The organism is Dehalococcoidia bacterium (assembly GCA_025060295.1).
In the GTDB taxonomy this organism is placed as follows: Bacteria; Chloroflexota; Dehalococcoidia; order Lucifugimonadales; family HRBIN23; genus HRBIN23.
The window spans coordinates 1-24950 of the sequence record JANXCH010000008.1; the positions used below are offsets into that span (position 1 = coordinate 1).

Here is a 24950-nt window from a genome sequence, read left to right on the forward strand (position 1 = left end):
GAACCTTTGCAGATCACCTGCACGAAGGTCAACTTTGACCCGGCCAACTAGTGCCTGAGTAGGTAGGGTAATAGCGGGCAAGCGAGGAGGCTCGTCCGATGGAGGAGCATCGCCATCAGGTTCCGGCTGAGGCGCACGCAGGACGGGCCTTCGCTTGCCCGCGCTGTGGGGCGCGCCTGCGCATCGTCCGGCGACGGGTGGTGCGCAGGCCCCGGGCGGGGGTGGAGGCACCACGATCCCCCGCCCCCGCCCGGGCACCCACCCCTGCGGGGCGGCGGCTGCCTGGGGGTGGGGTCTGGTGGGGAGCCCTCGCCCTGCTGGTGCTGGCTCTGGTGGTGGGGGAGGTGTTCGCCTCCACCGTCCCCTCTGCGCCTCCTGGTGAGCCGGCACCCGCTCTGACTTACACCGTGGACCGCACCGCCACGGCCCAGTGGGTGACGGCGGGGGCTGGGGCGAGCCTGACCCTCAACGCCAGCGGGCAGGTTACCGCCGTAACCCTGCGGGGCAAGAAGACTACCGACGGCGTCCTGCGGGCGCAGGTGGCTTTGAAGGACACCAAAGGCAATATCCTGGCGACAGGGCGTGGCGTGCTCCCCTCGGATAGCGGGGACTTCGCCCTGACGGTGGGGATGGAGCCGGCCACCATCCCCTACAGCCGGGTGGCCGAGGTAGCAGTGGCCTACACGAGGTGAGGGATGCGGGGCCTTCTGTTCCTAGTCATCGTTCTGTTGGGGGTTCTCCCCTCGGCTATCTATGCCGCCCGTATACCCTCGGCGAGTGCCCAACCGGTAGGGGGCCAACAGGGGCAGGTGCTGTCGCCGGTGAGCGCGTTCACTGTGGAAGCCATTCCTGCCCAGTTCAACGCATCGGGACAAGTGACCCATTATAAACTGCGCTGGTTCCCTACGGCCGGCACCGGGACCTATCATCTGCAGGTGCTTCTCCTCAACAGCGGGGGGACGATCATCGGTAGCGGTAACCTGAATGTCACGGTTAATAGCATTGGGAGTTGGCGCACGGATACAGTTCCTCTCAGCAGTCCTGTAACCATCGATAACATTGCGACGGTGCGGGTCAATATCGTGTCGTAGGATCATAAAGGGATGGGGACGCGGACTCTGATTCGACGGTATGGGGTGCTTTTCCTCCTGCTGGTGGCAGGGGGGCTGGTGGTCTACTCCCTGCGCCCCATCTTTGCGGCCAGCATGCCTGTCAAAGTGCATCCTTTTATGGGTGCTGGAGCGGACGCCTCCCAGACGCATAGCCCTAACTGGCTCGGTGGATCCCATATCGTCCGCGTCACGGGTGTGCAGTTGAACTTCTCCGGAAACACTGTGGTATCGGTGACCGTCAGTGGGACGAAGTTGCCCTACTATGGCGGATGCGATGTGACAGTGATGTCAATGGAGGTAACTCTCCTCAGTTCTGTGGGCACCGTTTTGGGCAGTGGAACAGTTACACTCCCGCCACTAGGGAACACGTTCAACTCGACTGTGACCATAAGTGGGGGTGGTGTTCCCTACCACCGCATTGCGCAGGTAGCGGTCTCTTTCCAATCTCAAGATTTTGACTGGTGTTTGATATGACGGGGGTATGGGACTCATGGCTAGGGTGCTGATTGGAGGGGTGGTATTCCTTGCTGTGGTGGCCACGGCGGTCTACGCCGCGTCTTTTCTCTCTTTCAATGTCCGGCCGGTCGGGGGGGGAGCGGGCGATGCGCCTCGCTGTCAGGTGCGGTCTTATTCCATAGCTTCCACAGGGACCATTTCGTCGGTCAATGCTACAGTTCTGTGCACGGCGGGGGGTGGGTACATCGTGCACACCACTTTTACCTCAGGGTCATCCTCTGGAAATGGCAGCACGCCTGTTACTCTTACTGCTAATACCCCTACGACGGTTACCATTTCCATCTCCCCAGCAGTAACTCTCACCTATACCTATAATGTATCCTTTAGGATCGAGAGGCAGTAGGAGGGGTGTGATGCGGGGAGTTGTGCTCTGGCTTGTGATTGGGGGTGTGATGGCGGTGGTGGGCTATAGTGCTTTGGTAGCCACCCGCGCTCAACGGCCGGAGGTGCCTGCTCCCCAACCCGTTGCGGGCGCACCCTCCCCGTGCCAGGTTACTTCCTACGACCTGTCGCCCACGGGAGCAGCGGTGCAGGCGGTGGTGGTATGCTCGGCTGGGGGGCGCTACCAGGTGGCGGCGGAGGCGGCGGCCGGCTCCATACAGGCGAAAGGGCACGTGGTCGTGCGTGTCCTCAAGGACGCGCCCACAGCGGTGAGTATCCCCCTGATGCCCTCCCTGCCCCCCACGGCGCTGACATATAGCGTGCGCTTTACAGTGCGGGGTATGTAACGGGCATGCCGCTTTTTCTGCTTCTCGGAGGCCTTCTACTTATGGCACCCTTCTGGCTCCCTCAGGTGCTGGGAGGACAAGCCATGTATCACTATGTGATCACGGGGTCCATGGCGGGATCTGTGGATCGGGGGAGCCTGGTGATGATCTGGCCCGAGGAGAGTTATGCCGTGGGGGATGTGGTGGCCTTCTGGCAAGATTTAGGGTTCCGGCAGATTCCAGTGTTGCATCGCATCATTGATAAAACCCCCGAAGGGCTGTATGTGATTAAGGGCGATGCGGTGGACAGTGTGGACTATGTGCCTCCGGAGCGCATCATAGGGAGGATGGTGTTCGGGATACCTTATCTGGGGTTTGTGGGGGGGGCAGCGAAGTTCTTCCCCCTGGTGCTGGCCTATTTCGCATTAGCCCCCTTCCTGGCCGGGCGAAAGGGGAAAGAGGGGAAGCCCGTTAGTGCGTTTCTGCCCACAGCTGCTTTGGTGCTGGTGTGTATGCCCTTGGCATCGGTGGGAATAGTGCAGGTGGTGGGCAAGACCTTCGCGATGGTGCTGATGCTGGCGCTGTTGGGGACGGCGCGCCTCTTGGAGATAGCCTGGGGGAAAGAGTTGGGGCCTTTGACCGAAATTCTCTATGGAACCATAGGTGTGGCCGCCCTGTCCATGGTGTATATTCCTGAGGTGATTCAACAACTGCGCGGCTTGTTCGCCGCGTAGCGGGAGCAGTGCGATGCGCTGGATAGCGTGGCCCCTGGTGGGCGTTCTGGTGTGGCTTGTGTTCATCCCGCGGGTGTGGGCCCAGGGGCCCATATCCCGTGTGCAGACAAGCCATTCTGTGCCCCTCATCGTAGACGGCCTACGCCAGACGGGTTTCCCCCGCGACCTGCCCATGGGCACCCAGGTGTGCGCCCCGGGGGAGTTCTTGTATACTGCTGAAGGGGAGCGCTACCGCTTCCGCGGGTGGCGCTTGCACGCCTCCCTCCTGCCCTCCCTCTGTATCCTGGCCATAGACCCTGGCCCCTATGTTGCTGTGTTCCAGCGGGAGGTGTTGGTGCGGGTCACCTCCACCGCCCCGGGCCTGGCCCAGGCCCGCTGGGTGGAGGAGGGGAGCCTCCTCACCTTCACCGCCCCCGAGATTATCCCCATCAGTGATGACCAGAGGTGGCGTTTCACTGGCTGGTCGGGGGGTATCACCCCCTTCAGCGCCGAGAATACCATTGTGGCCGACCGCCCGGTAACTGTGGAGGCGCGCTACGTTCTAGAGTATCGGGTGCAGGTGGTGGCCCCCGAGGGAGTGGCGATAACGGGAGGGGGGTGGGTCGTCGCTGGTCAAACGGCCGTGATCCGCGCTCCCGCAACAGTCTCCCAGGGGCCGGGCCAGCGCCTGCGCCTGGTGGGTTGGGATGGCGAAGGGGTCGCTGGCGAGGCTCTAGCCGGAGGGCGCACCGTCCTCACTTTCCCCGTCAGTGGCCCTGTGTTCTTACACCCCCGCTATGTGCAGGAGTTTCTGGTCGAGGGGTATGGTCTGCGGGGGGTGCGCCTCGTGCAGACCTGGGCGGCGGCGGGGACGGTAGTGAGCCTCACCGCCCCCGAGGAGGTGCTCGTTGAGGAGGGCGTCCGCTGGCGCTTCGTGGAGTGGTCGGGGGGTATGGAACCCACTAAGCCCACCACCCGCGTGGTGGTCAGCCGTCCCATGACCCTCAACGCCCGTTACACCCAGGAGATTCTGGTGCGGGTGCTCGCCCCCGAAGGGGTGAGTGTGCCCGGGGCTGGCTGGTATGCCCCAGGGCAGACCGCTACCCTGCTTCTGCCTACGCTTGTGCCCCAAGGGGACGACCGCCGCTGGCGTTGGACGGGGTGGGAGGGGGAGCCCCCCGGCACCGTTCAGGGACCTGTGGTAACCCTGCGGGTGGACGCCCCTGTGACGGTGCGCCCCCGCTACACCCTGGAGGTCCTGGTGGAGGCCCAGACGCCCCAGGGCGTTCTGCGGGAGTGGCGTCCCGTCGGTTCCCTGATCACTCTGGAGACACCCCCTACTGCCGATGGGTTGCCCCTGCGCTTCTGGCGGGTGCGGGATACCGGCGAGGTGCTGGGGAGTAGCCCCCGTCTGGAAGTCCAGGTAACCGGCCCCCTGCGCCTGCAAGCCGTCTATGATCCGCCCCGCCCACCCGGAACCATCACCCTGCAGGCCACTGCGCCTGTCCCTCTTACGGTGGACGGGCAGGAGGTGAAGGCCTATCCTGCCACAGCCCCCGCAGGGAGCAGGGTGTGCGTCCCCGGCCCCTACATCTATACAGAGGAGGGGGAGCGCTACCGGTTCCTGCGGTGGAGCACCGGGAGTCAGGAGACCTGCATCACCCCTCCTGCAGGAGCCCTCACCGCTCTCTTTGAGCGGGAGGTTCTTTTGACCCTTACCTCCCCTCTGCCCCAACTGGGGGAAAGCCGCTGGGTTCCGGCCAACCAGCCTATCCCTGTGGAAGTGCCTGCGGAGGTGCGCACCGAGGAGGTGCGGTGGCGCTTCGCCGGCTGGTCTAGCGGGGAGAGGCCTTTTAGCCCCTCCAACATCCTCGTCCTCACCAAGCCCCTCACAGTGGAGGTGCGGTTTGTGCCCGAATACCGCATTCACATCATCCCTGTGGAGGGGGTAACGGTGAGTGGGGAGGGATGGTATACGGCGGGGGCCAGGGCTCTGGTGCGCGCCCCAGCCCTCGTCCCCCAAGGCGAGGGGCGACGCTTGCGTTTCGTGGAGTGGGAGGAGAGGGAGGGAAGACTAGCGGGCACCGGCCCCCTCCAACAGCCCGAGATCGTTCTGACTGTGAGCGGCCCTGTCTCCCTGCGCCCGAGGTATGTGCAGGAGTATCGGGTGCACGCCGAGAACCCCCAGGGTATCCTCACCATGACTTGGGTGGAGGCCGGCAAGACGCTGGAACTGGAGACCGCATCCCTCATCACCATCGTGGAGGACGAGGAGCGCCTACGCTTCTCCCATTGGCAGGAGAAACGGCCTGGCGCCCAACCTATGGCCCAGGTGTCTAAACTCATCCTCACTGTGGACCGCCCGCTGGACCTGGAGGCGGTGTATCGGCGGGAGTTCAGGGTTACCCTTCAGGCCCCCTACGGGGGGAGTGGTGCGGGCTGGTATCCCGAGAATGCGACCGCCATTATCAGCGTCCCGCCCCAGCCCCAGGCGGTGCTGTTTTTGAAGAAGTCCTTCCAGGGCTTCGCCGGCTACCCCCAGACGGGGCCAGTGCTCCAGGTCACGGTGCAGGGGCCCACCACCGTCGCCGCCCTGTACAGCAACGAGGTGGACTTCCGGGTTCTGGCCTTCCTGGTGGCGGGTCTCCTGGCGGCTTTCCTCATCTGGCGGATCACCGAGAGCCGCACGGCGCGTCCCCAGCCTAGCCCCGCTTCTGCCCAGGAGGAGGAGGTTATCGAGGAGGTCGTGGAGGAGGAGCCACAGCCCCCCATCGTTACGGGGCGACGCCCGCCGGGGGAGCGATGAGGGTCTGGGGTGGGGCTTAGGGGGACAGGGCTTGGCGGAGGCGGATGTGTAGGGCGGGCGGGGCTACCAGCAGGCCCCCCTCCACCACGGGGATGCCTCCCTCCCCCCTGCACCACGGTCCCCCGTTCAGGGCGGTAACCTGTAGGCCCGCCTCCTGTGCGATGAGGGCCGGAGCGATGTCCCACGGGGCGGCACGCCGGTAGAGAAAAACCAGTCCCGACCGCCGCCCTGCTGCTGTCCATGCCAAGTCCAGGGCGTCGCTATAGGTGGTGGAGAGGTGCCGGGTAAGGTCCAGAAGACGCGTCACCGCCTGGCCGACCTGGGCCGGTTCCACATCAGGCCACTGGTTGAAGGCCAGGCGTATGCCCAGCCCAGGGCTGTAGCGGAAGGGCTGGCCGTTGAAGAAGGCTCCCCCTCCACGCCGGGCTTCCCACATCTCCCCTAAAGCAGGTGCGTAGAAGGCGACCGCTTCCCAACGCCCTTCACTCCACAGGGCCGCCGTTGTCCCGAATAGGGGCACCCCCCGGGAAAAGTTATCTGTCCCCTCCAGGGGATCCACGCACACCAAAAGCCCCGGCATATACCCCAGGGGGATGGGTTTGCCCCCGGGGGTCTCCTCCGCTAGGAAAGCCTCCCCCAGGCGATACCTCTGCACGAGGCGCAGGGCCATCTCTTGAGCCTGGTGGTCGGCCTCCAGAGCGACGTCGTTGTCCCCCTTTATCTCCACCACTCGGGTGCCTGCTCCCCTGCGGAACTGCTCCAGAAGGAACGCCCCCACCTCCCGGACGATGGCGCGCAGGATCGTTAGGAGGGGGTCAGCGCCCATGGGGCTCCTAAACGACGGGCCCAGGCCAGTAATCCCTGCTGGGCACGGGCGGTGCTCGGTATAGGCATGGGCAAGAGGGCGCGCATGGCCCGGCTCACGGCGTTCTCGGCGGGAGGGGGGAAGACCTTCCAGCAAGCCCATACTGCTCGGCGCAGGGAGGGGTTGCCCTGAGCTGTCGCCCACGCCCACAGAAAGGGCAGAACCACGCTCACCGCCACCTCCCGCGCCCGTGAGCGTCCTATCAGGGCTGGCCCGCCCGTGGGGGAGGGGACGGTCAAGACCCGCTCGAGGGCAGAAGGGCCGTTCACAGCGCCCCGCCGCAGGGCCTGAGGCAGGCCTTCATCCCACCAGCGGGCCACAAGCACGGCCATCCCCCACAGGCGGCGTGCGGGGCGATTCGCCGGGCGCACCCCCGCCCGACACCAAGCCTCCGGGGAGAGCACGGGCTGCCAGGGTGTCTCGCGCCACAGACGGACCAAAGGGTCTCCACCCGATAGGAGGCCGGCACTGCCCAGGAGCACAGCGGCTAGACGCGTGGCCCGTTCCTGGGGAGTGCAGGGCAGGGCTACCCGTCGTAGGACACGATAGGGCATCCCTTCGGCCAGCTGGCGCATGGGCTCCCGGTTGGCCCCGTAGCCCATCCCTTCCATGAGGCCCCGATAGAGTGCCTCCTCGACACCCACGGAGACGATGAGACGGGCATAGCCAGATGCCCTCTGCCGAAAGCGGGCGTCGGCCCAGCGATGCAGAGTCGCCAGGGTGGGGCACGCCCCGACAAAGGGGGGAGCCACCTTTCCTACTTGAAGAAGCGCTCCATCGGGGAGGTCAACCTGTGGAGGGGAAGGGCGAGGGGAGGGGCTCTTCCCCAAAACCAGGTGCAGGAGCACCTGGCGATAGCGGGGGTCGGCGTGGTGGCCGTGGGATGCCCACGCATCTGGGGAGCAATGCACCTCCACATCCCCCCGCAGGAGGCGTCCATCCCCCCGAAGGAGCAAGGCGTCCTGGAAGTCTGGGCCGGCCCCCCGGTTGAGACGCCCCGGGTAGAGTATCCGATACCTATGTCCGTCGCTGGCGGGCAGGAAGCCCCATTCAGGAGCAGTGGTTGCCCACGCCCGCCACAGGTTCTCCTCTCGCTCAGCGATGACCGGATACCCTTTTTGCTTGGCCACGAGGGTATTATACCTAGGGTGGGAGTGATGGTGCACATCGGGTGTTGTGGCTTTGCCGGGGGGCGGGCATCCTACTACCGCCTCTTCTCGGTGGTGGAGGTTCAGCAGACTTTCTATCGCCCGCCCCCTGCCGAGATTCTTCGGCGGTGGCGCGCCGAAGCGCCTGTAGGGTTCTCCTTCACTGTGAAGGCCTTCCAGGGGGTTACTCACCCCGCCACGTCCCCTACATATCGGCGATCGGGTCTGGTCATCCCCCCCGACAAAAGGGGCGCCTATGGCTTTTTTCGTCCCACGCCCGAGGTGGCCGAGGCCTGGGAGGCGACCCGCCAGTGTGCCTTGATCCTGGACGCCCAGGTGGTACTCCTCCAATGCCCCCCCGCTTTTACCCCCACGTCGGAGCATCTGGCCTGGCTTCGCCGTTTCCTTGCGAGCATTGGGCCTCAGCCCTTTCGCCTTGCCTGGGAGCCCCGCGGCCCCGCCTGGACGGATGCTCTGGTACAGGAGGTCTGCCAGGAGGGGGGCTTGCTCCACGCCACAGACCCCTTACAACGCCCCCCTGTTACGCGCCCCCCTTTCTACTTCCGTCTGCACGGCGGCCCCCGCTACGCCCATCGCTATACCGACGAGGAGCTGGGTCGCCTGGCGGGCCTGGTCAAGGGGCGGGAGGGGTGGGTGCTGTTCAACAACTCGGTGCACATGCGGGGGGACGCCCTACGCCTGAAGGCTTTGCTCGGCTAACTCCTGGCCCGATGGCTCTGCAGGCGTGCCAGGAACGCCTCAATGGCGCTGTTGACCTCGTTGGGTTTCTCCAGGTGCACCGAGTGGGTGGCATCGCGTATAACCACCTCTTGGGCTCCAGGAATCTTTTGGGCGAGATAGTCGGAGTATTTCACGGGCGTCAAAATGTCCTCGGTGCCTACGATGATCAGGGTGGGCAGGCGAATCTCCTGCACCTGTTGCATGATGTCAAACTTGTCGCAACACAGGAAGTCGTTGAGTTGCACCGCTGGCCCCACTTGCAATGTGCGCTCCATGAGTAAGGCTTTGAGGTCGGGTGCAATCTTGGTCAACCCCTGCTCCCGCATGTTCAGCCATTCCTGGCGCTTCACGGGGTCGGTGATGGCCTCCTGGCACATCTGCAGGATGTCGGGGCGGACCCGGAGGCGCGCCCCCGTACCGATGAGCACGATGCCCCGCAGTTCCTCTGGGTAGTGGAGGGCATACCACTGGGCAATGGCACCCCCCATGCTGTGCCCTACCAGCACTACATCCTGATACCCTTTCCCCCAGATGTAGCCCCGAACCCACTCTGCATAGGCGGGGATGGAGGTACAGGGTTTCCCCTTCGGATGCCCGGGGAGGTCCACCGCATCCGCCAGGGGGCCGAAGTGGCGCACCTGATAGTAGAAGGACAGGCTGGAACCACCAGCGCCGTGCACCAAAACCAGTTGCATCTATTCCTCCTCATGGGGGCCTTGTGCGTGCTATTATACTTCCCCAGGAGTGCGGTACAAGCGGTGCTCTGCAGGCGCCAGGCCCCGCACAGGCTTCTAGACATCTCCCCCTCGGGAGGGTACAACGGATGAGTTACCAATGTATCCTATGGGAGGTGCGGGAGGGGGTGGCCCTCATCACCCTCAACCGCCCCGACAAACTTAACGCCCTCAATAGCACCCTTCTGGGGGAACTGGAGGATGCCCTCTTCCGGGCGGAGCGGGACGACGGGGTGCGGGTGGTGGTGCTTACGGGCGCCGGGGAGCGGGCCTTTTCGGCGGGGGCCGACATTCACGAGATGGCTACCTCCGCTCCTACCCCCGAAGTAGGGCGTGGCGACGGGCGTGGGGAGGTGTTCTGGCGCCTGGCCGACCTTGCCAAGCCCACTATCGGGGCTATCAACGGCATCGCCTACGGGGGAGGGGCACTGCTGGCGTCCTGCCTGGACATCCGCTTCGGTTCCCCCCGCACCGCCTTCCGCTTCTTGGGGGTGGCCTATGGGCGGGTCAACTCCACCTGGACGCTGCCCCTGCTGGTGGGGTGGCCTGTGGCCAAGGAACTTCTATTCACCGGCCGGGAGGTGAAGGGGGAGGAAGCGGTGCGCATTGGCCTGCTCAACCGCCTGGTGCCCCCCGAGCGCCTGGTGGAGGAGACCCTGGTCTTCGCCCAGGAGGTAGCCCGACACGAGCCCCATATGGTGCAAGGGATCAAACGCCTTCTGCACCAGGGCGTCGCCCGGGGCTACCGGGAGCGCCTGGACTTGGAGCGGGAGGCCCGCCGCACCACTCTGCGGGAGCCTCCACCCCAGGAGGGCTTCCGCGACTTCCTTGCCCGCAAAAGGCGTGAGGGATGACCGATAGCACCCTGCGTCTCCTGTGTCGGGGTTTGCTGGAAGGCTCCCTCTCCCCGGCGGCCTTCCTGCTGGCGGTGCGCCCCGACCCTCTGCGCCTGGATGCCATCGTGTTGACGCCTCCCCTGGAGTGGACAGCCCAGCATGTGCTGGACTACTTGGGGCGCTTCGGGGCGGGGGAGGTGGATGAGGAGGAGTTGGGGCAGTGGGCGACCCTGCTGGTGGGGATGGACCAGGCTTTCCGCTGCCGTGGTGCTCCCGAGGACCTGGTGGCCTGGGAGGCCCTCTTCCAGATAGGTCTGCAGGCGGCCACCGCCACCCTGACCGCCGAAAGCGTCGCCTACTGGTACCAGCGCATTCAGGACGGGGTGGGATCGTCCTCCACCTTGCCCCCTGCGTAGACCTGCGCTATCCTGCTGTCCAGAAAGACCCCGCTCACTGGTAAGGAGGTTTGCGGACTGTGGCTCTGCTGTTTCGTGCGCCGCGGGGCACCCAGGACATTTTGCCCGAGGACCAGCCCTGGTGGCGCTTCGTGGTCGCCCGCGCCGAGGAGACGGCCCGCCGCTTCGGCTACCGCCGCATCGACACCCCCATGTTTGAGCAGGCGGGCCTGTTTGTGCGCTCGGTAGGCGCCGGGACGGACATCGTGGAGAAGGAGACCTACACCTTCACCGACCGGGGAGGGGAGGAGATGACCCTGCGGGCGGAGGGCACCGCCCCCGTCTGCCGGGCCTATTTGGAGCACGGTATGCACACCTGGCCCCAACCCGTGCGCCTGTATTATATCTGCCCTATCTTCCGCTACGAGCGCCCCCAGGCAGGGCGCTATCGCCAACATCACCAATTCGGCATCGAGGCCATCGGCGACGCCTCCCCGACGGTGGATGCGGAGATCATAGAGGTGGGGTGGCGTTTCCTGACGGATGCCCAGAGGGGGTTAGGCCTGCGCAACCTCCAGCTGCTGATCAACTCCATTGGATGTCCTCAGGATCGCCCCGCCTATGTGCAAAGTCTGCGGGCTTACTATGAGCCCCTTCTGCCACGCCTGTGCCCCGACTGTCGGGGAAGGCGCTTCCACAAAGCCCCCCTGCGCCTGTTGGACTGCAAACAGGAGTCCTGCCAGGCCCTGACCGCAGAGGCTCCCCGCTCGGTGGATTTTCTGTGTGGGGCTTGTCAGGAGCACTGGGAGGCCCTGCAGGGTTACCTCAAGGCCCTGGACATTCCTTTCAGTGTGGAGCATCGCTTGGTGCGGGGACTGGACTACTACACTCGCACCGTCTTTGAGGTACAACCCCCCGAGGAGCGCGCCCAAGCGGTGCTCATGGGCGGGGGGCGCTACGACGGCCTCATAGAGGAGCTGGGGGGCAAGCCGACGCCGGGCATCGGCTTCGGGTCGGGGTTGGAACGCATTGTGCTCCAGGTGCAACGCCAGGCCTCCTCCCCACCCCGGGAGGCTCCGCCCGATGCTGTGGTCGCCTACGCTGGAACGGACACCCTCCTCCAGGCGTTGACCCTGGCGTCCCATCTGCGCCAGCAGGGTCTGTGTGCTCTCCTGGCCCCTCAGCGGAGCCTCAAAGGGCAATTGCGCTGGGCCAGTGCTTTGCAAGCCCGCTACACTTTGGTGGTGGGCAGTGCCGAGGCGCAGAGGGGCACGGTGGTGGTCAAGGATATGGCGACGGGGGAGCAGAAAGAGGTGGGTGTGGAGGGGGTTGCCCAGGCCTTGGGCGCCCCCGCTAACTAACCTCGGGGGGCTCGGGGTGCTCCGCCCCCTTGAGGAAGAGGGCTAACTCCTCCCGCAGGGGAGCCAGGCGCGGGCTGGTGAGGGTCGGGTCGGCTTCCAGAAGGCGGCGGGCCTCTTCCCGAGCGAGGGCCAGCAGGTCCCTGTCCTCAAGACGGGCCACTCGGAAGGTGGGCAGACCGCTCTGGCGTGTGCCCAGCACCTCCCCTTCTCCCCGCAGGCGCAGGTCCTCCTCGGCCACGCGGAAGCCGTTGCTCTCTCGCACCAGCACCTCCAGGCGTTCCCGTGCTTGGGGGGAGGGGTCGTCCGACACCAGGATGCAGTAGCCCGGATGAGGGCCCCGCCCCACGCGCCCCCGCAGTTGGTGCAGTTCCGCCAAACCGAAGCGTTCAGCGCTTTGAATGAGCATCACGGTGGCGTTGGGTACATCAATACCCACCTCGATGACGGGGGTAGCCACCAGGATGTCCAGTTCCCCCTTGCGGAAGCGCTCCATCACCCCGTGCTTCTCCGGCAGGGGCATGCGTCCGTGCAGAAGCCCCACCCGCAAATCGGGGAACACCCGCCGGGAGAGGTGCTCGTATTCCTCCTGGGCGGCGCGGGCCTGTAGCGCTTCGGATTCCTCAATGAGGGGGCACAGGACAAAGGCCTGTCGCCCCTGGGCGACCTGGTGGCGGATAAAGTCGTAGACTTGGGGGAGGTGGTCGGGGGTGATGCGGCGGGTGATAACCTTGCGGGGATGGGGCAAATCCTCCAACACCGAATGTTCCAGGTCGCCGTAGAGGGCCAGGGCCAGACTGCGGGGGATAGGCGTGGCCGAAAGCACCAACAGGTGAGGCATCCGCTCCCCCCGCTGGCGGAGCGCCCTCCTCTGGAGCACACCGAAGCGCTGTTGTTCATCCACCACGGCCAGGCCCAGGCGGGGGATGGTTACCTCTTCCTGAATGAGGGCGTGGGTGCCCACTACAATATCCACTGCTCCCCGCCCCAGACGCCCTTGCACCTCCTCCTTCTCCCGGGGGCGCATACTCCCGATGAGCAGCCCTACCACAATGGGGGACGGATGAAAAGGCAGGTACAGCCCCAGGAGAAACTCTTCATCCAGAGGGTGGGCCAATTCCCCCAGAAGACGGCGAATGGTCAGGAAGTGTTGTTCCGCCAGCACCTCCGTGGGGGCCATCAGGGCGGACTGCCAGCCCGCCACGGCGGTCATCAGCATGGCTGTCAGGGCGACCACCGTTTTCCCGCTCCCCACCTCGCCCTGCAAAAGGCGGGCCATAGGCCTTGGGTGAGCCATATCGTTGAGGATCTCCGCAAGTGCCCGCTCCTGGCCGCGGGTCAGGCGGAAGGGCAGGGACTGTAAGAAGGCCTGGAGCACCTGGGGTTGTGTTCCAATAGGGGGGGCGGGGGCCTCTTGCCAGGCATGACGGCGTTGGAGGAGAAGGAGTTGGGCCAGGAGGAACTCGTTGAAAGCGAGGCGGCGGCGCGCCGCTTCCCGTTGGGCAGGGCTGGAGGGGTAGTGGTAGCCCCAGAGGGCGTAGCGCAAGCCGAGCACCCCCACCCGCTCCACTACCTCCGGGGGAAGCCAGTCCGGCACACGGGGGAGCCAGGCCTCCAAAGCGTTGCGCACCACCCGCCGCACCGTTTTGGGGGAGAGGTTCTCCGCGGGGCGTCCCACCTTTTTGCCGATGCCCTGGGCGCGCCGCACCGAGGGATACACCGGCACCAGCGCCCCCGGGCGGAAAAGGGGAGCGTCATCCTCTACCACTTCAAAGGACTGGGCCTCCAGGGTGCGTCGTCCGGCGAACTCCTCCAAGTATCCCGTGACGAACACCCTTTGCCCGGCCTGGAGCACTCGGGCGACGTACTCCTGATTAAACCAGAGGATGCGCAGGTTGCCCGTCTCGTCTCCCAGCACCCCTTCGGTGGAGGGGAGAATACGCCCCTCCCGGCTGGTGATGGTAACCGGGCGCACTTCCCAAAGGGTGCCTACTATTCCCACCTCTTGTCCGGCCGTGTGCTCCGGCACCAGGTCGGCGATGGCGAATACAGGTATGTGCTTGCGGGGGAAAAAGTGCAACAGGTCGCGGACGGAGGAGAGCCCCGCCTGCTCCAAACTGGCAGCGATGACAGGCCCTACCCCCGCCACTACCCGCACCGGGGAGGTGAGGGAGAGGTCTTTGGGCATCGGGCGCTCCTGCCCCAGGAAGGGCGGCCAGGAATCGGAGGAGGGCGTCATACGGGCTGGGGGGGAAGGGGCGGCCAAGGATGGAGACAGGGATGCAGGGGTGTGTGGGGGGGTATCCTGGGGGAAGGGGCCCCATCCCATGCCCTCCCATACCCGTTGGGCTAGGGCGCGCCGCTCCGGGGGGGCCAGGGCGCGGTAGGGACGGGCGAACAGGCCCAGCCTGTCCAGGCGCTGGAGCACCGCTGCCTCATCTCCCTGCGCCTCCCGACGCCAGGAGTCCAGGAAGCGGTCTAGGCCCCCCGCCACGGCGCGGTCGGCGAAGCCCTGGCGAGCCTCCAGGGTCAAGATACCACGCAGGGCGTCCAGACGGGATGGGGCAGCGCGCCGCACGGGATGCCTCCATCCCCATGGTAGCGGGGGGCGGTTTACCCCGCCCGCTCCAAGGCCACCCCCAACGCCCCCGGCCCCAGGTAGGTGCCCAGCACGGCCCCGAACCGCCCCATCAGGATGCCCTGGGGGGGTGCAAGGGGCTTCAGGCGCTCGGCCAGGTCCTGGGCCTCGTCGGGCGTGGTGCTGTGCACCACCGCCAGTTGGGCCAAGGGGGCATACTGGCGGGTGATCTCTACCACCCGCTCAATGGCGCGCCGACGGGTGCGCACGCGCTCCAAGGGGTGGGCTTCCCCATCCTTGAGGGTCAGGATGGGCTTCACCTGGAGCACCGACCCCAGAAAAGCCGCCGCCTTGCCGATGCGTCCCCCCTTTTCCAGGTATTCCAGGGTGTCCAACACTCCAAAAAGGTGGCACCGGGAGGCCGTCTGGCGCGCCAGCTGGGCCGCTTGGGGAAGGGAGGCCCCCGCCTGCACCGCACGGGCAGCCGCCAGCACCACCAACCCCAGGGCCAGGGAGACCTGCAAGGTGTCCACCACCTCAATGGGACAGCGATCCTTGATCTCCTGGGCCGCCTGCATCGCCGAGTTGTAGGTGCCGCTGATTTTGGAGGAGATGTGAAGCGACAGGATGCCCGCGGGGTTGGCGTGGCGGGTGTAGACCTCCATGAAGGTGCCGATGGAGGGTTGGGTCGTTTTAGGGAGTTGGCGCTCCCGTTGGAGGCGAGTGTAGAAGGCGTCGGGGGTGATGGTTACCCCATCCAGGAAGGTCTCGGTGCCGAAGTGCACATTCAGGGGCACCACCACGATGCCCAAGGACTGGGCTACCTCGGGGGGAAGGTCTGCGGTGCTGTCGGTGATGACTTGCACGGGCATGGGTCTACTCCGCCGAAAGGATGATGGGATAGAAGGGTTGCCCCCCGTGCACGACCTCCACCTGGAGGCCGGGGAAGCGCCGACGCAGGGCCTGGGCCAGGGCGTCGGCCGAGGCCTGGGTCTCCTGGTGCCCCCAATAAAGGGTGACCAGCCCTTGCGCCAGGGGCTGGGCCGCCTCCACGATACGGCACACCGTCTCCGTCAAGTCCTGGCCAGCCACCACCACGGTGCCGTCCAGGAAGCCCATCAGTTCCCCCTCCTTGACCTCCTGTCCGTTGACCCGGGTGGTGCGGGTGGAGGCCACCACCTCCCCGGTGTGTACCTCTTTGATGGCCTGCTCCATGCGGGCCAAGTTGGTGTGCACATCCTCCTCGGGGTTGAAGGAGAGGAGGGCGGCGATGCCCTGGGGGATGGTGCGGGTGGGGAGCAGGTGCACCGGCTTGGAGGCCATCCCCACCGCCTGCCGGCCCGAGACGATGATGTTGGGGTTGTTGGGGAGGAGGATAACCTCCCGGGCGGGGAGGGCTTCTATGGCCTCCAGCAGGTCCTGCACGCTGGGGTTCATGGTCTGCCCTCCCCGCACCACCCACGCCCCCAGGCCCTGGAGGAGTTCCTCAATCCCTGCGCCCCATCCCACGGCCACGACGCCGACGGCTGTGGGCTCCCGCTGGCGCTGGGCATGGGAGAACTCCTCCCGCATGCGGTCCATATCCTCAATGCGCACTGCGTCCACCTGGCCGTAGCGCAGGGCGAAGGTGAGCACCTCCTGGGGGGTAAAGGTATGCAGGTGCACCCGCACCAGGGTGGGCTCCCCCAGCACAACGGTGGACTGGGCCATGGGGGCGAGGGCAGAGCGAATGGCGTCGGCGTCCAGGCCTTCCCCTTTGATGATGAACTGGGTACAGAACCCGTAGCGCTCTGTGGCGATGCGCTGGAGGAACACGGCACTTACCTTGCCCCTGGGGGGTGTGACTAAGGTGGGGATGCGCTCCAGCGGCTCCCCCTGGAGGGCGTAAAGCATCCCCTCTAGGATGAGGACGAAGCCCTGTCCCCCTGCGTCCACGACGCCCGCCTCGGCCAAAACGGGCAATAGATTGGGGGTGCGGGCCAAGGCGTCTTTGGCCGCCGCCACGCCACCCGTCAAAGCCACGCCCACATCCCGCTTCTGGTGGGCCTCTACGGCCTCGGCCGTGGCCCGCATGACGGTAAGGATGGTCCCCTCGGTGGGGCGTGCCACGGCCCGGTAGGCCGCCTCGGTGCCCTGGCGGAAGGCCTGGGCCAGGGCTGGCGCATCGGCGGTGGCTTTGTCTCGCAGGGCGGCGGCCATGCCCCTCAGGAACTGGGAGAGGATGACCCCCGCATTGCCCCGTGCCCCCAGCAGGGCCCCCCGGGACGCCGCCTCCGCCACCCGGCCGATGTGGGGGTCGTCGCTGGGGGCCGACTGCAGGGTCGCCTGCATGGTCAGGAGCATATTGATGCCCGTATCCCCATCGGGGACGGGGTAGACATTCAGGGCGTTGACGGCTTCATAGTGGCGCTCCAGGGCGGCGTAGCCCCCCTGCAAGGCGGTGCGCAAGGCACATCCGTCCACAACACGGATTCGAGGCGTGCGTGGGGTGGATTTCGGCTTGCGAGCGGATGTGCGCACCTGGGGGCGACGTCCCTTGACCACACGCCCCTCCTTGCCGGCAGACGGACTGTGGCATAATCTATTAGTAGCATATAGTACCCCATTCACCCCACGATGTAAAGGGAGCGAGAGGACATGGCGCGATGTGCCCTGTGCGGCAAAGTTGGTCGCTTCGGGCGCAATGTGAGCCATTCCAATCGGCGCACGCCCGCCCGTTGGCTGCCCAATATCCAGCGCGCCACGCTTCTGGTGAACGGCGTGCGTCGCCAGGTGGCGGTGTGCACCCGATGCCTGCGCACCCAATATAAGCAGGCCCACGCCTAAAGGGCAGGCACCCCCCTTTACTTTTTCCCCTTGGCCCCCCTATGATAGGGGGTGGCTGGGACAGCACGGCGTGCCTCAGTCTTTCTTTTTCCCCTCCCAACGGCGTTAGGGACGACTGGGGGTCAGGATGGCGCAGAGGCCCGTTTACCTCACCGAGGAAGGTGTCAAAAAGTACCAGGAGGAGTTGGAGTTCTTGCGCACCGTGCGGCGGCGCGAGGTGGCCGAAGCCCTCAAACGCGCCGCCGAGGTGGGCGGGACGGTGGATAACGCCGAATACGAGGCAGCCAAGAGGGAGCAGGCCCGTGTGGAAGGGCGAATTTTGGAACTGGAGAACCTGCTGAAGACGGCTCTGCTCATCGCCCCTGGGCGGGCCGAGGGGGTGGTGGGTATGGGCTCCGTTGTGGTGGTGGAGGACCAGCAGGGCCGACGCTTCACCTACCAAATCGTCGGGAGCGCCGAGGCCGAGCCGGCCAAAGGGAAGATCTCCAACGAGTCCCCCATTGGGCGCGCTTTGTTGGGCAAGCGCCCCGGCGAGGTGGCCCAGGCCCATACCCCCGGGGGTGTGGTCACCCTCAAGGTTGTGGAAGTCCGCTAACCCCAAGGAGACCGTCCCGTGCCCCAGCGCAGTGAAGACCTTTTCCAGGCCCGCCTTGCCAAACTCCAGCATTTGCGCGCCCAGGGTATAGACCCCTACCCCCCACGTTTTCGGCGCACCCACACGGCCCAGCAGGCTATCTCCTTTTTCCTGCAGGAGGAGGCGGCACACGGGGCGGGGAAACAGACCGCCCCCGTGCGTGTGGCAGGACGCATCACCGCCCTCCGGGGTATGGGGAAGGCCACATTTGTGGACTTGCGGGATGGGACGGGACGCCTCCAGGTGCTTCTGCGCCAGGATGCGTTAGGCACCGCCTACACCCTGCTCAAGGACATGGATTTGGGGGATTTCGTGGGAGCCGAAGGCCCCCTGTTCCGCACCCGCACGGGGGAAATTACCCTGGAGGCACGGCAGCTGACCATCCTCTGTAAAGCGCTCCGGCCCCCGCCCGCCAAGTGGCACGGCTTGAAGGATGTGGAGGTGCGCTATCGCCAGCGCTACTTGGACTGGCTGGCCAACGAGCCCTCCCGCCAGATGCTGGTGTTGCGCCACCGCGTCGTCCAAGCCATCCGCCGTTTCCTGGACCAGAGGGGCTTCGTGGAGGTGGAGACACCTATCCTTCTCCCTGTGGCGGCGGGAGCCTTTGCTCGGCCCTTTGTGACGTACCATAACGCTTTAGACCGGCGCCTCTACCTGCGCATCGCCACTGAACTGCACCTGAAGCGGTGCATCATCGGGGGTTTGGACAAGGTCTACGAAATCGGGCGGGTGTTCCGCAACGAGGGGATAGACATCCGCCACAACCCCGAGTTCACCACCCTGGAGAGTTACGAGGCCTACGCCGATTACAACGATGTGATGCGCATGGTGGAGGAGATGATCTCTACGGTGGCCCAGGATGTCTTGGGCACTATGCGTGTCCCGTGGGGGGATCAGCAGATAGATTTCGCACCCCCGTGGCGTCGCCTCTCGTTGCGGGAGGTGGTGCGGGAGCGCACGGGCATTGACCTGGATACGGCCACCGACCCCCACAGCCTGGGGGCAGAGATGCGTCGCATCGGCCTCACGGTGGATCCCCGCGCCTCCTGGGGCAAACTGGTGGACAAACTCCTGGGCGAGATGGTGGAACCCCACTTGATCCAGCCCACCTTCCTGGTGGACTATCCGGTGGAGATGTCCCCCCTGGCCAAGCGCAAACCCGATAATCCCCGGTATGTGGAGCGCTTTGAGGCCTTCGCCGGGGGAATGGAGATCGCCAACGCCTTCACCGAACTGAACGACCCTATAGACCAGCGCCAGCGGTTCCAGGAGCAGGAGGCTTTGCGCCAGCAGTTCGGCGACGAGGAGTTTGACCGCCTGGACGAGGACTTCCTCCTGGCTATGGAGTACGGGATGCCTCCCACGGGTGGATTGGGGGTGGGCATTGACCGATTGGTCATGCTGTTTGCCAATACCCCCTCCATTCGGGAGGTCATCGCCTTTCCCCACCTGTCCTGGTCGCAGGAGGAGCTGTTCCGCGAGGTGGACAGGCGGTTGCACAGTGTGGCGGAGCGGCTGGGGATGAACGGGCAAGCCCTGACGGTAGAGGGGTTGGTGCAGGCGCTGGTGGGGGAGCTCTCGGAGGATGTGCGCTCCCGCCTGACGGACGCAGAACTGCGCAAGCGGGCGGAGGCGTTCCTGGCCCGGCGGGGCACACCCTAACCCGTCATTCTGGGACGGGCGTGGGGTGTATCTGGCCCCCTCCTCTTCTTAGGTCTGCCTTCTAGGCGTAGGGGCCGAGGTGCATCCCACCCAACACGTGCAGGTGGGCGTGCTCTTGGCTCTGCATGGCATCCCAGCCCACGTTGGAGAGCATCCGATATCCCCCGGGGCAATAGATACGCCCCATCTCCACGGCCACGCGCCCCACTTGGGCGATGACGCCGTTGCTCCACATCTCCTCTTGGGTCATGTGCTGTTTGGGCACCACCAGGAGCATCACGGGCGTCCAGCGCAGGATGTTGTCGAAGACGATGACCTGGTCGTCCTCGTAGCGGATGGTGGCGGGCTCTTTGCGGGCGATGATGTCGCAGAACACACAGCGGCGGGTGCTCATGGCTCCTTTCCCTTGCGCCGGGTGGCGTCTCGGGAGCGGTCACGGTAGTCGGGGGCGTCCAGGCGAATGTGGGTGACCAACCGTTCATCCTTCAAACGGCTGGAGATGGCGTTCCACAACCTTTCGCGGAGGCGTTGCTCCTGCTGCTCCTGCGTCCAGAGGATAGTGATGACGGTGGGCAGGTGGTGCTCGTGGCGATAGGCGAGAAGTTGATACAGTTTCTCCTCGGCCCAGGGGGTCATGGCCTGGGCGCCGAAGTCATCCAGGATGAGCAGAGGGAGAGTCTTGAAAGCCTCAAAGCGCCGGTCGTAGCGGTAGGGGTGGTCGGGGGCGAACGACGCCCGCAGGTGGTCTAACAGGTCGGGGGTCTTGATGATGCGGGCAGGCCATCCCTTGCGCCGACACTCCTGGTAGATGGCCACGGCCAAGTGGGTCTTCCCTGAACCGCAGGGTCCGCTGAGCACCAGCCATCCGCTGGGCTTATCGGCAAAGGCCACCGCCGCCCGATAGGCCGCCTGGGTAGAGGGACTGCGCTGGGCGTGAAAGGTGGCGAAGGTCATCCCCTCCCACTCGGCGGGGAGGGGTTCCCCTGTTTCCCGATGCCAGTCGCCGTGGGCCAGGCGCAGGACACGGCACTTGCCGGGCGTGGTGAGGCGGGTGCGAAGGCGGTCGTCTACGTGGTCTAGGGGGGTGGCCAGCACCACCACTGTGGGGAGGTCCTCCCGCCAGCGGGCGTTGAACACCTGGAACAGCTTCTCCTCGGCCCAGGGGGTGGTGGAGTGGGCACCTAAATCGTCCAGGGCGAGCAGAGGCACCGTGCACACCTGCTCATACAGGGCGTCGTAGGACGCCTCGCTCCACGGGGCGAAGGAGGAGCGCAGACGATCCAACAGGTCGGGCGTGGAGATATAGAGGGCGACGCGCCCCTGCTCAAGACAGTGGTTGACAATGGCCGCTGCCAGATGGGTCTTGCCGGAGCCGGAGGGGCCCAGGAGCACCAACCAACCCTGGGGGTGTTGGGCGAAGGCTTGGGCAGCCTCCAGGGCTTGGGCGAACAGGCGCTGGTCGGGGGGGTAGGGGCTTACCCCTGTGGGGTTGAGGGAGGCGAAGGTGCACCGACGCAGGGCCCCCAGACCGCTCAGGCGCGCCAAACGCGCCGTCTGCTCCTCCTGGGCACTGCGCCCTTGACACGACGGGCAGGGGATAACCCGCCCGAAGTCAGGATGGCCGAAGGGCGCCGGGGTCTTGACCCACCCTATGCCCGTGCACAGGGGGCACCCGTTGGCCCCTTCAGCGGCGGTAGAGGGGTCCGTAGCCCTTCCGCCCTCGGAGGAGGTCGGCGGCGCGATCCGTTTGAGGAGATCTCCCAGGTGCTCCATGCTCTCCCTTGCCTTCCCGTGCCCATCGCCGCAGGATGGCCTCTACATACCCCCAGGAACGGCGATTGTGGCGCACCGCCTCCTGGATGGCCTCAGCTATCCACTGGGGAGGGTAGGTGGCCTCGGCGTCTTTGAGCATATCGGCCACCAAAGGGGTCAGCACCCCGATGTTCTCCTCGTAGAGCCGATAGATGTTGGAGGGGGGAGGAGGCTCCAGAGGCGGGGGGGTGGAAGAGGCCACGTCCCCTTGCCCTGCCGCCAGGCGCTGGGCCGCCGCCCGCCCCTGGGGGGTGTTCAAAAGGAACAGGCGCTCCCGCCTGCCGTCCTTTTCCACCTCCACTACTGTCAACACTCCCCGGCGGACGCATGCCTGCAAAGCACGTTCCAGGGCTTGTGCGTCTCCCCCCAGGGCGCGGGCAAGGGGCAAGTCCCCTGCCAGTTCCGTCAGGCTCACTGCGCGTGTGGGTCCCCGCTTCAGGTGCAAGAGGTGCACAACGCGCAGGAGGGTCTTCAGTTCTGCCAGGTCGTCTATCTCCTCCAGAAGGGGGCCGAAGAGGGGGCTCGGCACAGGGGTATAGGTGCACCGAGCCGGGAAGCCGTCAAAGGGCATGCGTGCCCTCCGCAGGGGGAGTGGGTGGCTCCTCAAAGCGGGCGTAGCGGTCGTTGAAGTACAGGTGCACCGAGCCAATGGGGCCGTGCCGATGCTTGGCCACGATCACCTCGCCGATGTTCTTGGGATAAGGCACCCCCGGATGACGGCGTTCCCATTCCTCTTTGGTGATGTAAAGGTCTTCCCGGTAGATAAACAGCACCACATCGGCATCCTGCTCGATGCTCCCCGACTCCCGCAGGTCCGACAGTTGGGGGCGATGGGACGGGCGGACCTCTACGGCGCGGCTCAGTTGGGAGACGGCGATGACAGGGATGTTCAGGTCTCGGGCCAGGGCCTTCAGGGAACGGGAGATTTCGCTAATCTCCTGCACCCGGTTCTCGGCGCGCCCGTTGCCCGCCTGGGCCAACTGGAGGTAGTCCACGATGGCCAGGTCTAGGCCCCGCTCCAGCTGCAGGCGTTTGGCCTTGGCCCAGATGGCCCGCACCGTGGGTTGGGGGGTATCGTCGATGTAAATGGGCAGGTCCGAAAGGCGCCCGATAGCGTCCAGCAGACGGCGCTCCTCCGCCTCGGTATAAAGGCGCAGGCGCAGGCGATGGCCATCCACGCCCGCCTCGGCGGCCAGCAGGCGCAGGGCAACCTGGTCGGCGCTCATCTCCAGGCTGAAGATGGCCACAGTGGCCCCCAGGTGCTTGGCGTTGTGGAGGGCGATGTTCAGGGCCAGGGCCGACTTGCCCAAACTGGGACGCGCCGCCAAGATGATGAGGTCGGAGCGTTGCAGGCCCCCCAGGATGTGGTCTAGGCCGCTGAAGCCTGTGGCCAAAGGCCCCGCTCCCCTTTCTGAAGGACGGGGGACAGCGACGGCGGTGCTCTCCTCCAGGAAGCGGTCCAGCAACTGGCGCAGGTGCAGCAGCCCCCGCAGGGGACGCCCCGTGCGGATGCGGAAGATGAGGTCTTCGGCGCGGGAGAGGGCAGTATCGGTATCGGGGGGGGCCTCATAGCCCAGGCTGGCGATGTCGAGGCCTGCCTTGATGAGAGCGCGATAGGTGGACAGGCGGGACACAATGCGGGCGTAGTGCTCGGCGTGCACCGAGGTGGGGGTGCTGGCGATGATTGTAGCCAGGTAGCCATTGCCCCCGATGTCCTCCAACTTGCCCATGCGGGCCAGTTCGTGGGCCACCGTCACCTGGTTGACGGCCTCCCCCCGCTGGGAGAGGGCCAGGCAGGCCTCGTAGACGGCGCGGGGTTTTCCCCCGTAGAAGTCTTCCGGGCGCAGGAGGGGAGCGACCTTCAGCAGGGTGTCGGGGTCTATGAGGATGCTTCCGATAACCGCTTCCTCAGCTTGGAGGTCATGCGGGGGCAGTTTCTCCGTGAACATTGTCCGCCTTCTCCGCCGTGGGGGCGGGCGTGGGGGTGGTTGGGGAAGCCGGCGCCTCGGGCGCCGATGCCCGCCCCTCCTCTTCCACCACCACCGTTACCGTGGGGGTGATGCCGTAGTAGAGGTTGACGCTGACCTGATACTGCCCCAGCGCCTTGATGGGCTGGGGAAGGGCGATGAGCCGACGCTCCACCGTTTGACCGATGGCTCGGGACAGGGCGTCCGCGATGGCGGCGGCCGACACTGAGCCGTAGAGTTTGCCCCCTTCGGCAGCCCGCGCTTTGATGGTGAGCACCTGCCCCTGGATGCGCTGGGCCAACGCCTGCATCTCCTGGGCCAGGCGCTGGCGGCGCTCCTCGCCCACCTTCTTGATTTTTTCTAGACGCCGCATGTTGTCGGGCGTGGCGGGCACAGCCAAGGCTTGGGGGAACAGGTAGTTGCGGGCGTAGCCCCCCGCCACCTCCCGCACCTCGCCGGCACGGTAGCGCGGGGGCACATCTTGGACGAAGATGACACGAATGCGCACGGGAGCCTCTCCACTAACCTCTCTGCCCTGTATTATACCCTACGCCTGGGGGATCGGGGTTCCACCCCTGTGGGCTTGCAGGTTGCCGATCCGCTTGCCCATGTCCCTGGGCCTTGACTATAATGGCCGTACTGCGAAGGGAGGTGCGCCGTGCGCCCCTTTGACTACAAGGCCCCCAAACGCCTGCAAGAGGCCTATGCCATTTTATCCCAGGCCAACGGTGGGCCCGTGCGTCCCCTGGCCGGGGGCACCGACCTTATTGACCAACTGCGGGTCGGGCGCAAGCAGGCGGCGATCGTCATGGATGTGAAGCACATCCCTGAACTGCAACGCCTGGAGTATGATCCCCGCAAAGGTCTGCTCATCGGTGCCGCCGTGCCCTGCTACCGGGTCTATGAGAACCCCGCAGTGTCCCAGCACTACCCAGCCATCCGTGAAGGGGCCATGCTCATCGGCTCTTGGCAGATTCAGCATCGGGCCTCTCTGGGAGGCAACATTTGCAACGCCGCCCCCTCCGCCGACACCGTTCCGCCCCTGCTGGTCTACGAGGCCGTCGCCCTTATCGGCGGCCCCCGGGGGGAGCGCCAGGTGCCCCTGGAGCGCTTCTTCACAGGCCCGGGGCAGACCGTTCTGGGCCCGGATGAAATCCTCCTCGGCATCCAGGTGCCTCCTGCGCCCCCGCGCAGTCGTAGCCGTTACCAGCGCTTTATTCCCCGGGAGGAGATGGATATCGCCGTGGCGGGGGCGGCCAGTCTGGTGGCCGTGGACGAGCAGGGCGTGATCCGTCGGGCACGCATCGCATTGGCTGCTGTGGCTCCCACCCCTGTGCGGGCGCACGAGGCCGAGGCTCTGCTAGAGGGTCAGCGCCCCACGCGGACCCTCCTGGAGCAGGCCGGCGAGAAGGCGGTGCTGGCCACCAAGCCCATTACCGATGTGCGCGGAAGCATCGGCTACCGTAAGGAACTGGTGAAGGTGTTGACTCGGCGCACCCTGGTCCAAGCCCTAGCCGACCTGGGCATTCATCTGGATTAG

The 24950-nt window shown here is 65.8% G+C and carries 24 protein-coding genes; 13 read left to right on the top strand and 11 right to left on the bottom strand.

Translation table 11 applies throughout. The features are described from left to right. Positions 1-98 precede the first annotated feature (98 nt). The 5 genes from NZ951_04190 (at position 99) to NZ951_04210 (ending at position 5854) form a co-directional block, all read left to right on the top strand. Complete coding sequence (locus NZ951_04190) at positions 99-692, top strand: hypothetical protein (GenBank protein ID MCS7207121.1); 594 nt, start codon at positions 99-101, stop codon at positions 690-692. A gap of 3 nt (positions 693-695) precedes the next feature. Beyond that, positions 696-1091, top strand: a complete 396-nt coding sequence (locus NZ951_04195) for a hypothetical protein (GenBank protein MCS7207122.1) — start codon at positions 696-698, stop codon at positions 1089-1091. Positions 1092-1981: 890 nt separating this feature from the next. Beyond that, a complete protein-coding gene (locus tag NZ951_04200; protein ID MCS7207123.1) occupies positions 1982-2356 on the top strand; it encodes a hypothetical protein in 375 nt (124 codons plus the stop codon). A gap of 41 nt (positions 2357-2397) precedes the next feature. Further along, complete coding sequence (locus tag NZ951_04205) at positions 2398-3069, top strand: S24/S26 family peptidase (protein MCS7207124.1); 672 nt, start codon at positions 2398-2400, stop codon at positions 3067-3069. A gap of 13 nt (positions 3070-3082) precedes the next feature. Next, positions 3083-5854, top strand: coding sequence for a hypothetical protein (locus NZ951_04210; GenBank protein MCS7207125.1), 2772 nt, complete (start codon positions 3083-3085; stop codon positions 5852-5854). A gap of 16 nt (positions 5855-5870) precedes the next feature. Here the strand turns inward: NZ951_04210 and NZ951_04215 are convergent, their stop codons facing one another. Together NZ951_04215 and NZ951_04220 are read right to left on the bottom strand one after the other, a co-directional pair. Further along, the gene (locus tag NZ951_04215; GenBank protein MCS7207126.1) at positions 5871-6680 is read right to left on the bottom strand and encodes an inositol monophosphatase family protein; all 810 of its coding nucleotides are present in this window, start codon (positions 6678-6680) and stop codon (positions 5871-5873) included. Beyond that, entirely contained in the window at positions 6659-7849 is a 1191-nt protein-coding gene (locus NZ951_04220) for a DUF2851 family protein (protein MCS7207127.1), read from the bottom strand. Before NZ951_04220 ends, NZ951_04215 begins: the two co-directional genes overlap by 22 nt. 27 nt (positions 7850-7876) lie before the next feature. On the opposite strand from NZ951_04220, the gene NZ951_04225 reads away from it, so the two are divergent. Continuing rightward, positions 7877-8587: a DUF72 domain-containing protein gene (locus NZ951_04225; GenBank protein ID MCS7207128.1), complete on the top strand. Its 711-nt coding sequence runs from the start codon at positions 7877-7879 to the stop codon at positions 8585-8587. Here the strand turns inward: NZ951_04225 and NZ951_04230 are convergent. After that, a complete protein-coding gene (locus tag NZ951_04230) occupies positions 8584-9303 on the bottom strand; it encodes an alpha/beta hydrolase (GenBank protein MCS7207129.1) in 720 nt (239 codons plus the stop codon). The genes NZ951_04225 and NZ951_04230 overlap by 4 nt on opposite strands. A 128-nt stretch (positions 9304-9431) precedes the next feature. Between NZ951_04230 and NZ951_04235 the strand changes: the two genes are divergently transcribed. From NZ951_04235 to hisS, 3 genes are read left to right on the top strand one after another with little or no spacing between them, the layout of a single operon-like run. Next, on the top strand, positions 9432-10196 hold the full coding sequence (locus NZ951_04235) for an enoyl-CoA hydratase/isomerase family protein (protein ID MCS7207130.1): 765 nt from the start codon (positions 9432-9434) through the stop codon (positions 10194-10196). Further along, entirely contained in the window at positions 10193-10594 is a 402-nt protein-coding gene (locus NZ951_04240; GenBank protein ID MCS7207131.1) for a hypothetical protein, read from the top strand. Before NZ951_04235 ends, NZ951_04240 begins: the two co-directional genes overlap by 4 nt. Positions 10595-10653: 59 nt before the next feature. Beyond that, positions 10654-11934, top strand: a complete 1281-nt coding sequence (gene hisS / locus NZ951_04245) for a histidine--tRNA ligase (protein ID MCS7207132.1) — start codon at positions 10654-10656, stop codon at positions 11932-11934. Here hisS and recG read toward each other — a convergent pair. The 3 genes from recG to NZ951_04260 are packed head-to-tail and all read right to left on the bottom strand — an operon-like array spanning position 11927 to position 17053. Continuing rightward, positions 11927-14509: an ATP-dependent DNA helicase RecG gene (gene recG, locus NZ951_04250; protein MCS7207133.1), complete on the bottom strand. Its 2583-nt coding sequence runs from the start codon at positions 14507-14509 to the stop codon at positions 11927-11929. The two genes, hisS and recG, sit on opposite strands and share 8 nt — an antisense overlap. Before the next feature lie 35 nt (positions 14510-14544). After that, positions 14545-15381 carry a DegV family protein gene (locus NZ951_04255; GenBank protein MCS7207134.1) on the bottom strand — a complete coding sequence of 279 codons (837 nt, stop codon included), beginning with the start codon at positions 15379-15381 and terminating at the stop codon, positions 14545-14547. Between the two features lie 4 nt (positions 15382-15385). Continuing rightward, complete coding sequence (locus NZ951_04260; protein MCS7207135.1) at positions 15386-17053, bottom strand: DAK2 domain-containing protein; 1668 nt, start codon at positions 17051-17053, stop codon at positions 15386-15388. Between the two features lie 93 nt (positions 17054-17146). On the opposite strand from NZ951_04260, the gene rpmB reads away from it, so the two are divergent. The 3 genes from rpmB to lysS all read left to right on the top strand — a co-directional run bounded on the left by rpmB (position 17147) and on the right by lysS (position 19631). After that, entirely contained in the window at positions 17147-17335 is a 189-nt protein-coding gene (gene rpmB, locus NZ951_04265; protein ID MCS7207136.1) for a 50S ribosomal protein L28, read from the top strand. 127 nt (positions 17336-17462) lie between these two features. Beyond that, complete coding sequence (greA, locus tag NZ951_04270) at positions 17463-17930, top strand: transcription elongation factor GreA (GenBank protein ID MCS7207137.1); 468 nt, start codon at positions 17463-17465, stop codon at positions 17928-17930. Between the two features lie 18 nt (positions 17931-17948). Beyond that, positions 17949-19631, top strand: coding sequence for a lysine--tRNA ligase (gene lysS / locus NZ951_04275; GenBank protein ID MCS7207138.1), 1683 nt, complete (start codon positions 17949-17951; stop codon positions 19629-19631). Between the two features lie 61 nt (positions 19632-19692). Here the strand turns inward: lysS and NZ951_04280 are convergent, their stop codons facing one another. The 5 genes from NZ951_04280 to rplI are packed head-to-tail and all read right to left on the bottom strand — an operon-like array spanning position 19693 to position 23918. Beyond that, positions 19693-20025, bottom strand: coding sequence for an HIT domain-containing protein (locus tag NZ951_04280; GenBank protein ID MCS7207139.1), 333 nt, complete (start codon positions 20023-20025; stop codon positions 19693-19695). Then, positions 20022-21404, bottom strand: coding sequence for an ATP-binding protein (locus tag NZ951_04285; protein ID MCS7207140.1), 1383 nt, complete (start codon positions 21402-21404; stop codon positions 20022-20024). Before NZ951_04285 ends, NZ951_04280 begins: the two co-directional genes overlap by 4 nt. Next, the gene (locus NZ951_04290; protein MCS7207141.1) at positions 21316-22014 is read right to left on the bottom strand and encodes a DnaD domain protein; all 699 of its coding nucleotides are present in this window, start codon (positions 22012-22014) and stop codon (positions 21316-21318) included. Before NZ951_04290 ends, NZ951_04285 begins: the two co-directional genes overlap by 89 nt. After that, complete coding sequence (dnaB, locus tag NZ951_04295) at positions 22004-23392, bottom strand: replicative DNA helicase (GenBank protein MCS7207142.1); 1389 nt, start codon at positions 23390-23392, stop codon at positions 22004-22006. The genes NZ951_04290 and dnaB overlap by 11 nt, the downstream gene beginning before the upstream one ends. After that, positions 23364-23918, bottom strand: a complete 555-nt coding sequence (gene rplI, locus NZ951_04300; protein MCS7207143.1) for a 50S ribosomal protein L9 — start codon at positions 23916-23918, stop codon at positions 23364-23366. The genes dnaB and rplI overlap by 29 nt, the downstream gene beginning before the upstream one ends. 150 nt (positions 23919-24068) lie before the next feature. Here rplI and NZ951_04305 point away from each other — a divergent pair, with 150 nt between their 5' ends. Then, positions 24069-24950, top strand: a complete 882-nt coding sequence (locus NZ951_04305; GenBank protein ID MCS7207144.1) for a xanthine dehydrogenase family protein subunit M — start codon at positions 24069-24071, stop codon at positions 24948-24950.

What these genes read in the sequence shown, in the direction of transcription:
- NZ951_04190 (MCS7207121.1), top strand. Translation starts at nt 99, where the DNA reads ATGGAGGAGCATCGCCATCAGGTTCCGGCTGAGGCGCACGCAGGACGG.
- NZ951_04195 (MCS7207122.1), top strand. Translation starts at nt 696, where the DNA reads ATGCGGGGCCTTCTGTTCCTAGTCATCGTTCTGTTGGGGGTTCTCCCC.
- NZ951_04200 (MCS7207123.1), top strand. Translation starts at nt 1,982, where the DNA reads ATGCGGGGAGTTGTGCTCTGGCTTGTGATTGGGGGTGTGATGGCGGTG.
- NZ951_04205 (MCS7207124.1), top strand. Translation starts at nt 2,398, where the DNA reads ATGGCACCCTTCTGGCTCCCTCAGGTGCTGGGAGGACAAGCCATGTAT.
- NZ951_04210 (MCS7207125.1), top strand. Translation starts at nt 3,083, where the DNA reads ATGCGCTGGATAGCGTGGCCCCTGGTGGGCGTTCTGGTGTGGCTTGTG.
- NZ951_04215 (MCS7207126.1), bottom strand. Translation starts at nt 6,680, where the DNA reads ATGGGCGCTGACCCCCTCCTAACGATCCTGCGCGCCATCGTCCGGGAG.
- NZ951_04225 (MCS7207128.1), top strand. Translation starts at nt 7,877, where the DNA reads ATGGTGCACATCGGGTGTTGTGGCTTTGCCGGGGGGCGGGCATCCTAC.
- NZ951_04230 (MCS7207129.1), bottom strand. Translation starts at nt 9,303, where the DNA reads ATGCAACTGGTTTTGGTGCACGGCGCTGGTGGTTCCAGCCTGTCCTTC.
- NZ951_04235 (MCS7207130.1), top strand. Translation starts at nt 9,432, where the DNA reads ATGAGTTACCAATGTATCCTATGGGAGGTGCGGGAGGGGGTGGCCCTC.
- NZ951_04240 (MCS7207131.1), top strand. Translation starts at nt 10,193, where the DNA reads ATGACCGATAGCACCCTGCGTCTCCTGTGTCGGGGTTTGCTGGAAGGC.
- NZ951_04255 (MCS7207134.1), bottom strand. Translation starts at nt 15,381, where the DNA reads ATGCCCGTGCAAGTCATCACCGACAGCACCGCAGACCTTCCCCCCGAG.
- rpmB (MCS7207136.1), top strand. Translation starts at nt 17,147, where the DNA reads ATGGCGCGATGTGCCCTGTGCGGCAAAGTTGGTCGCTTCGGGCGCAAT.
- greA (MCS7207137.1), top strand. Translation starts at nt 17,463, where the DNA reads ATGGCGCAGAGGCCCGTTTACCTCACCGAGGAAGGTGTCAAAAAGTAC.
- NZ951_04280 (MCS7207139.1), bottom strand. Translation starts at nt 20,025, where the DNA reads ATGAGCACCCGCCGCTGTGTGTTCTGCGACATCATCGCCCGCAAAGAG.
- NZ951_04285 (MCS7207140.1), bottom strand. Translation starts at nt 21,404, where the DNA reads ATGGAGCACCTGGGAGATCTCCTCAAACGGATCGCGCCGCCGACCTCC.
- NZ951_04290 (MCS7207141.1), bottom strand. Translation starts at nt 22,014, where the DNA reads ATGCCCTTTGACGGCTTCCCGGCTCGGTGCACCTATACCCCTGTGCCG.
- dnaB (MCS7207142.1), bottom strand. Translation starts at nt 23,392, where the DNA reads ATGTTCACGGAGAAACTGCCCCCGCATGACCTCCAAGCTGAGGAAGCG.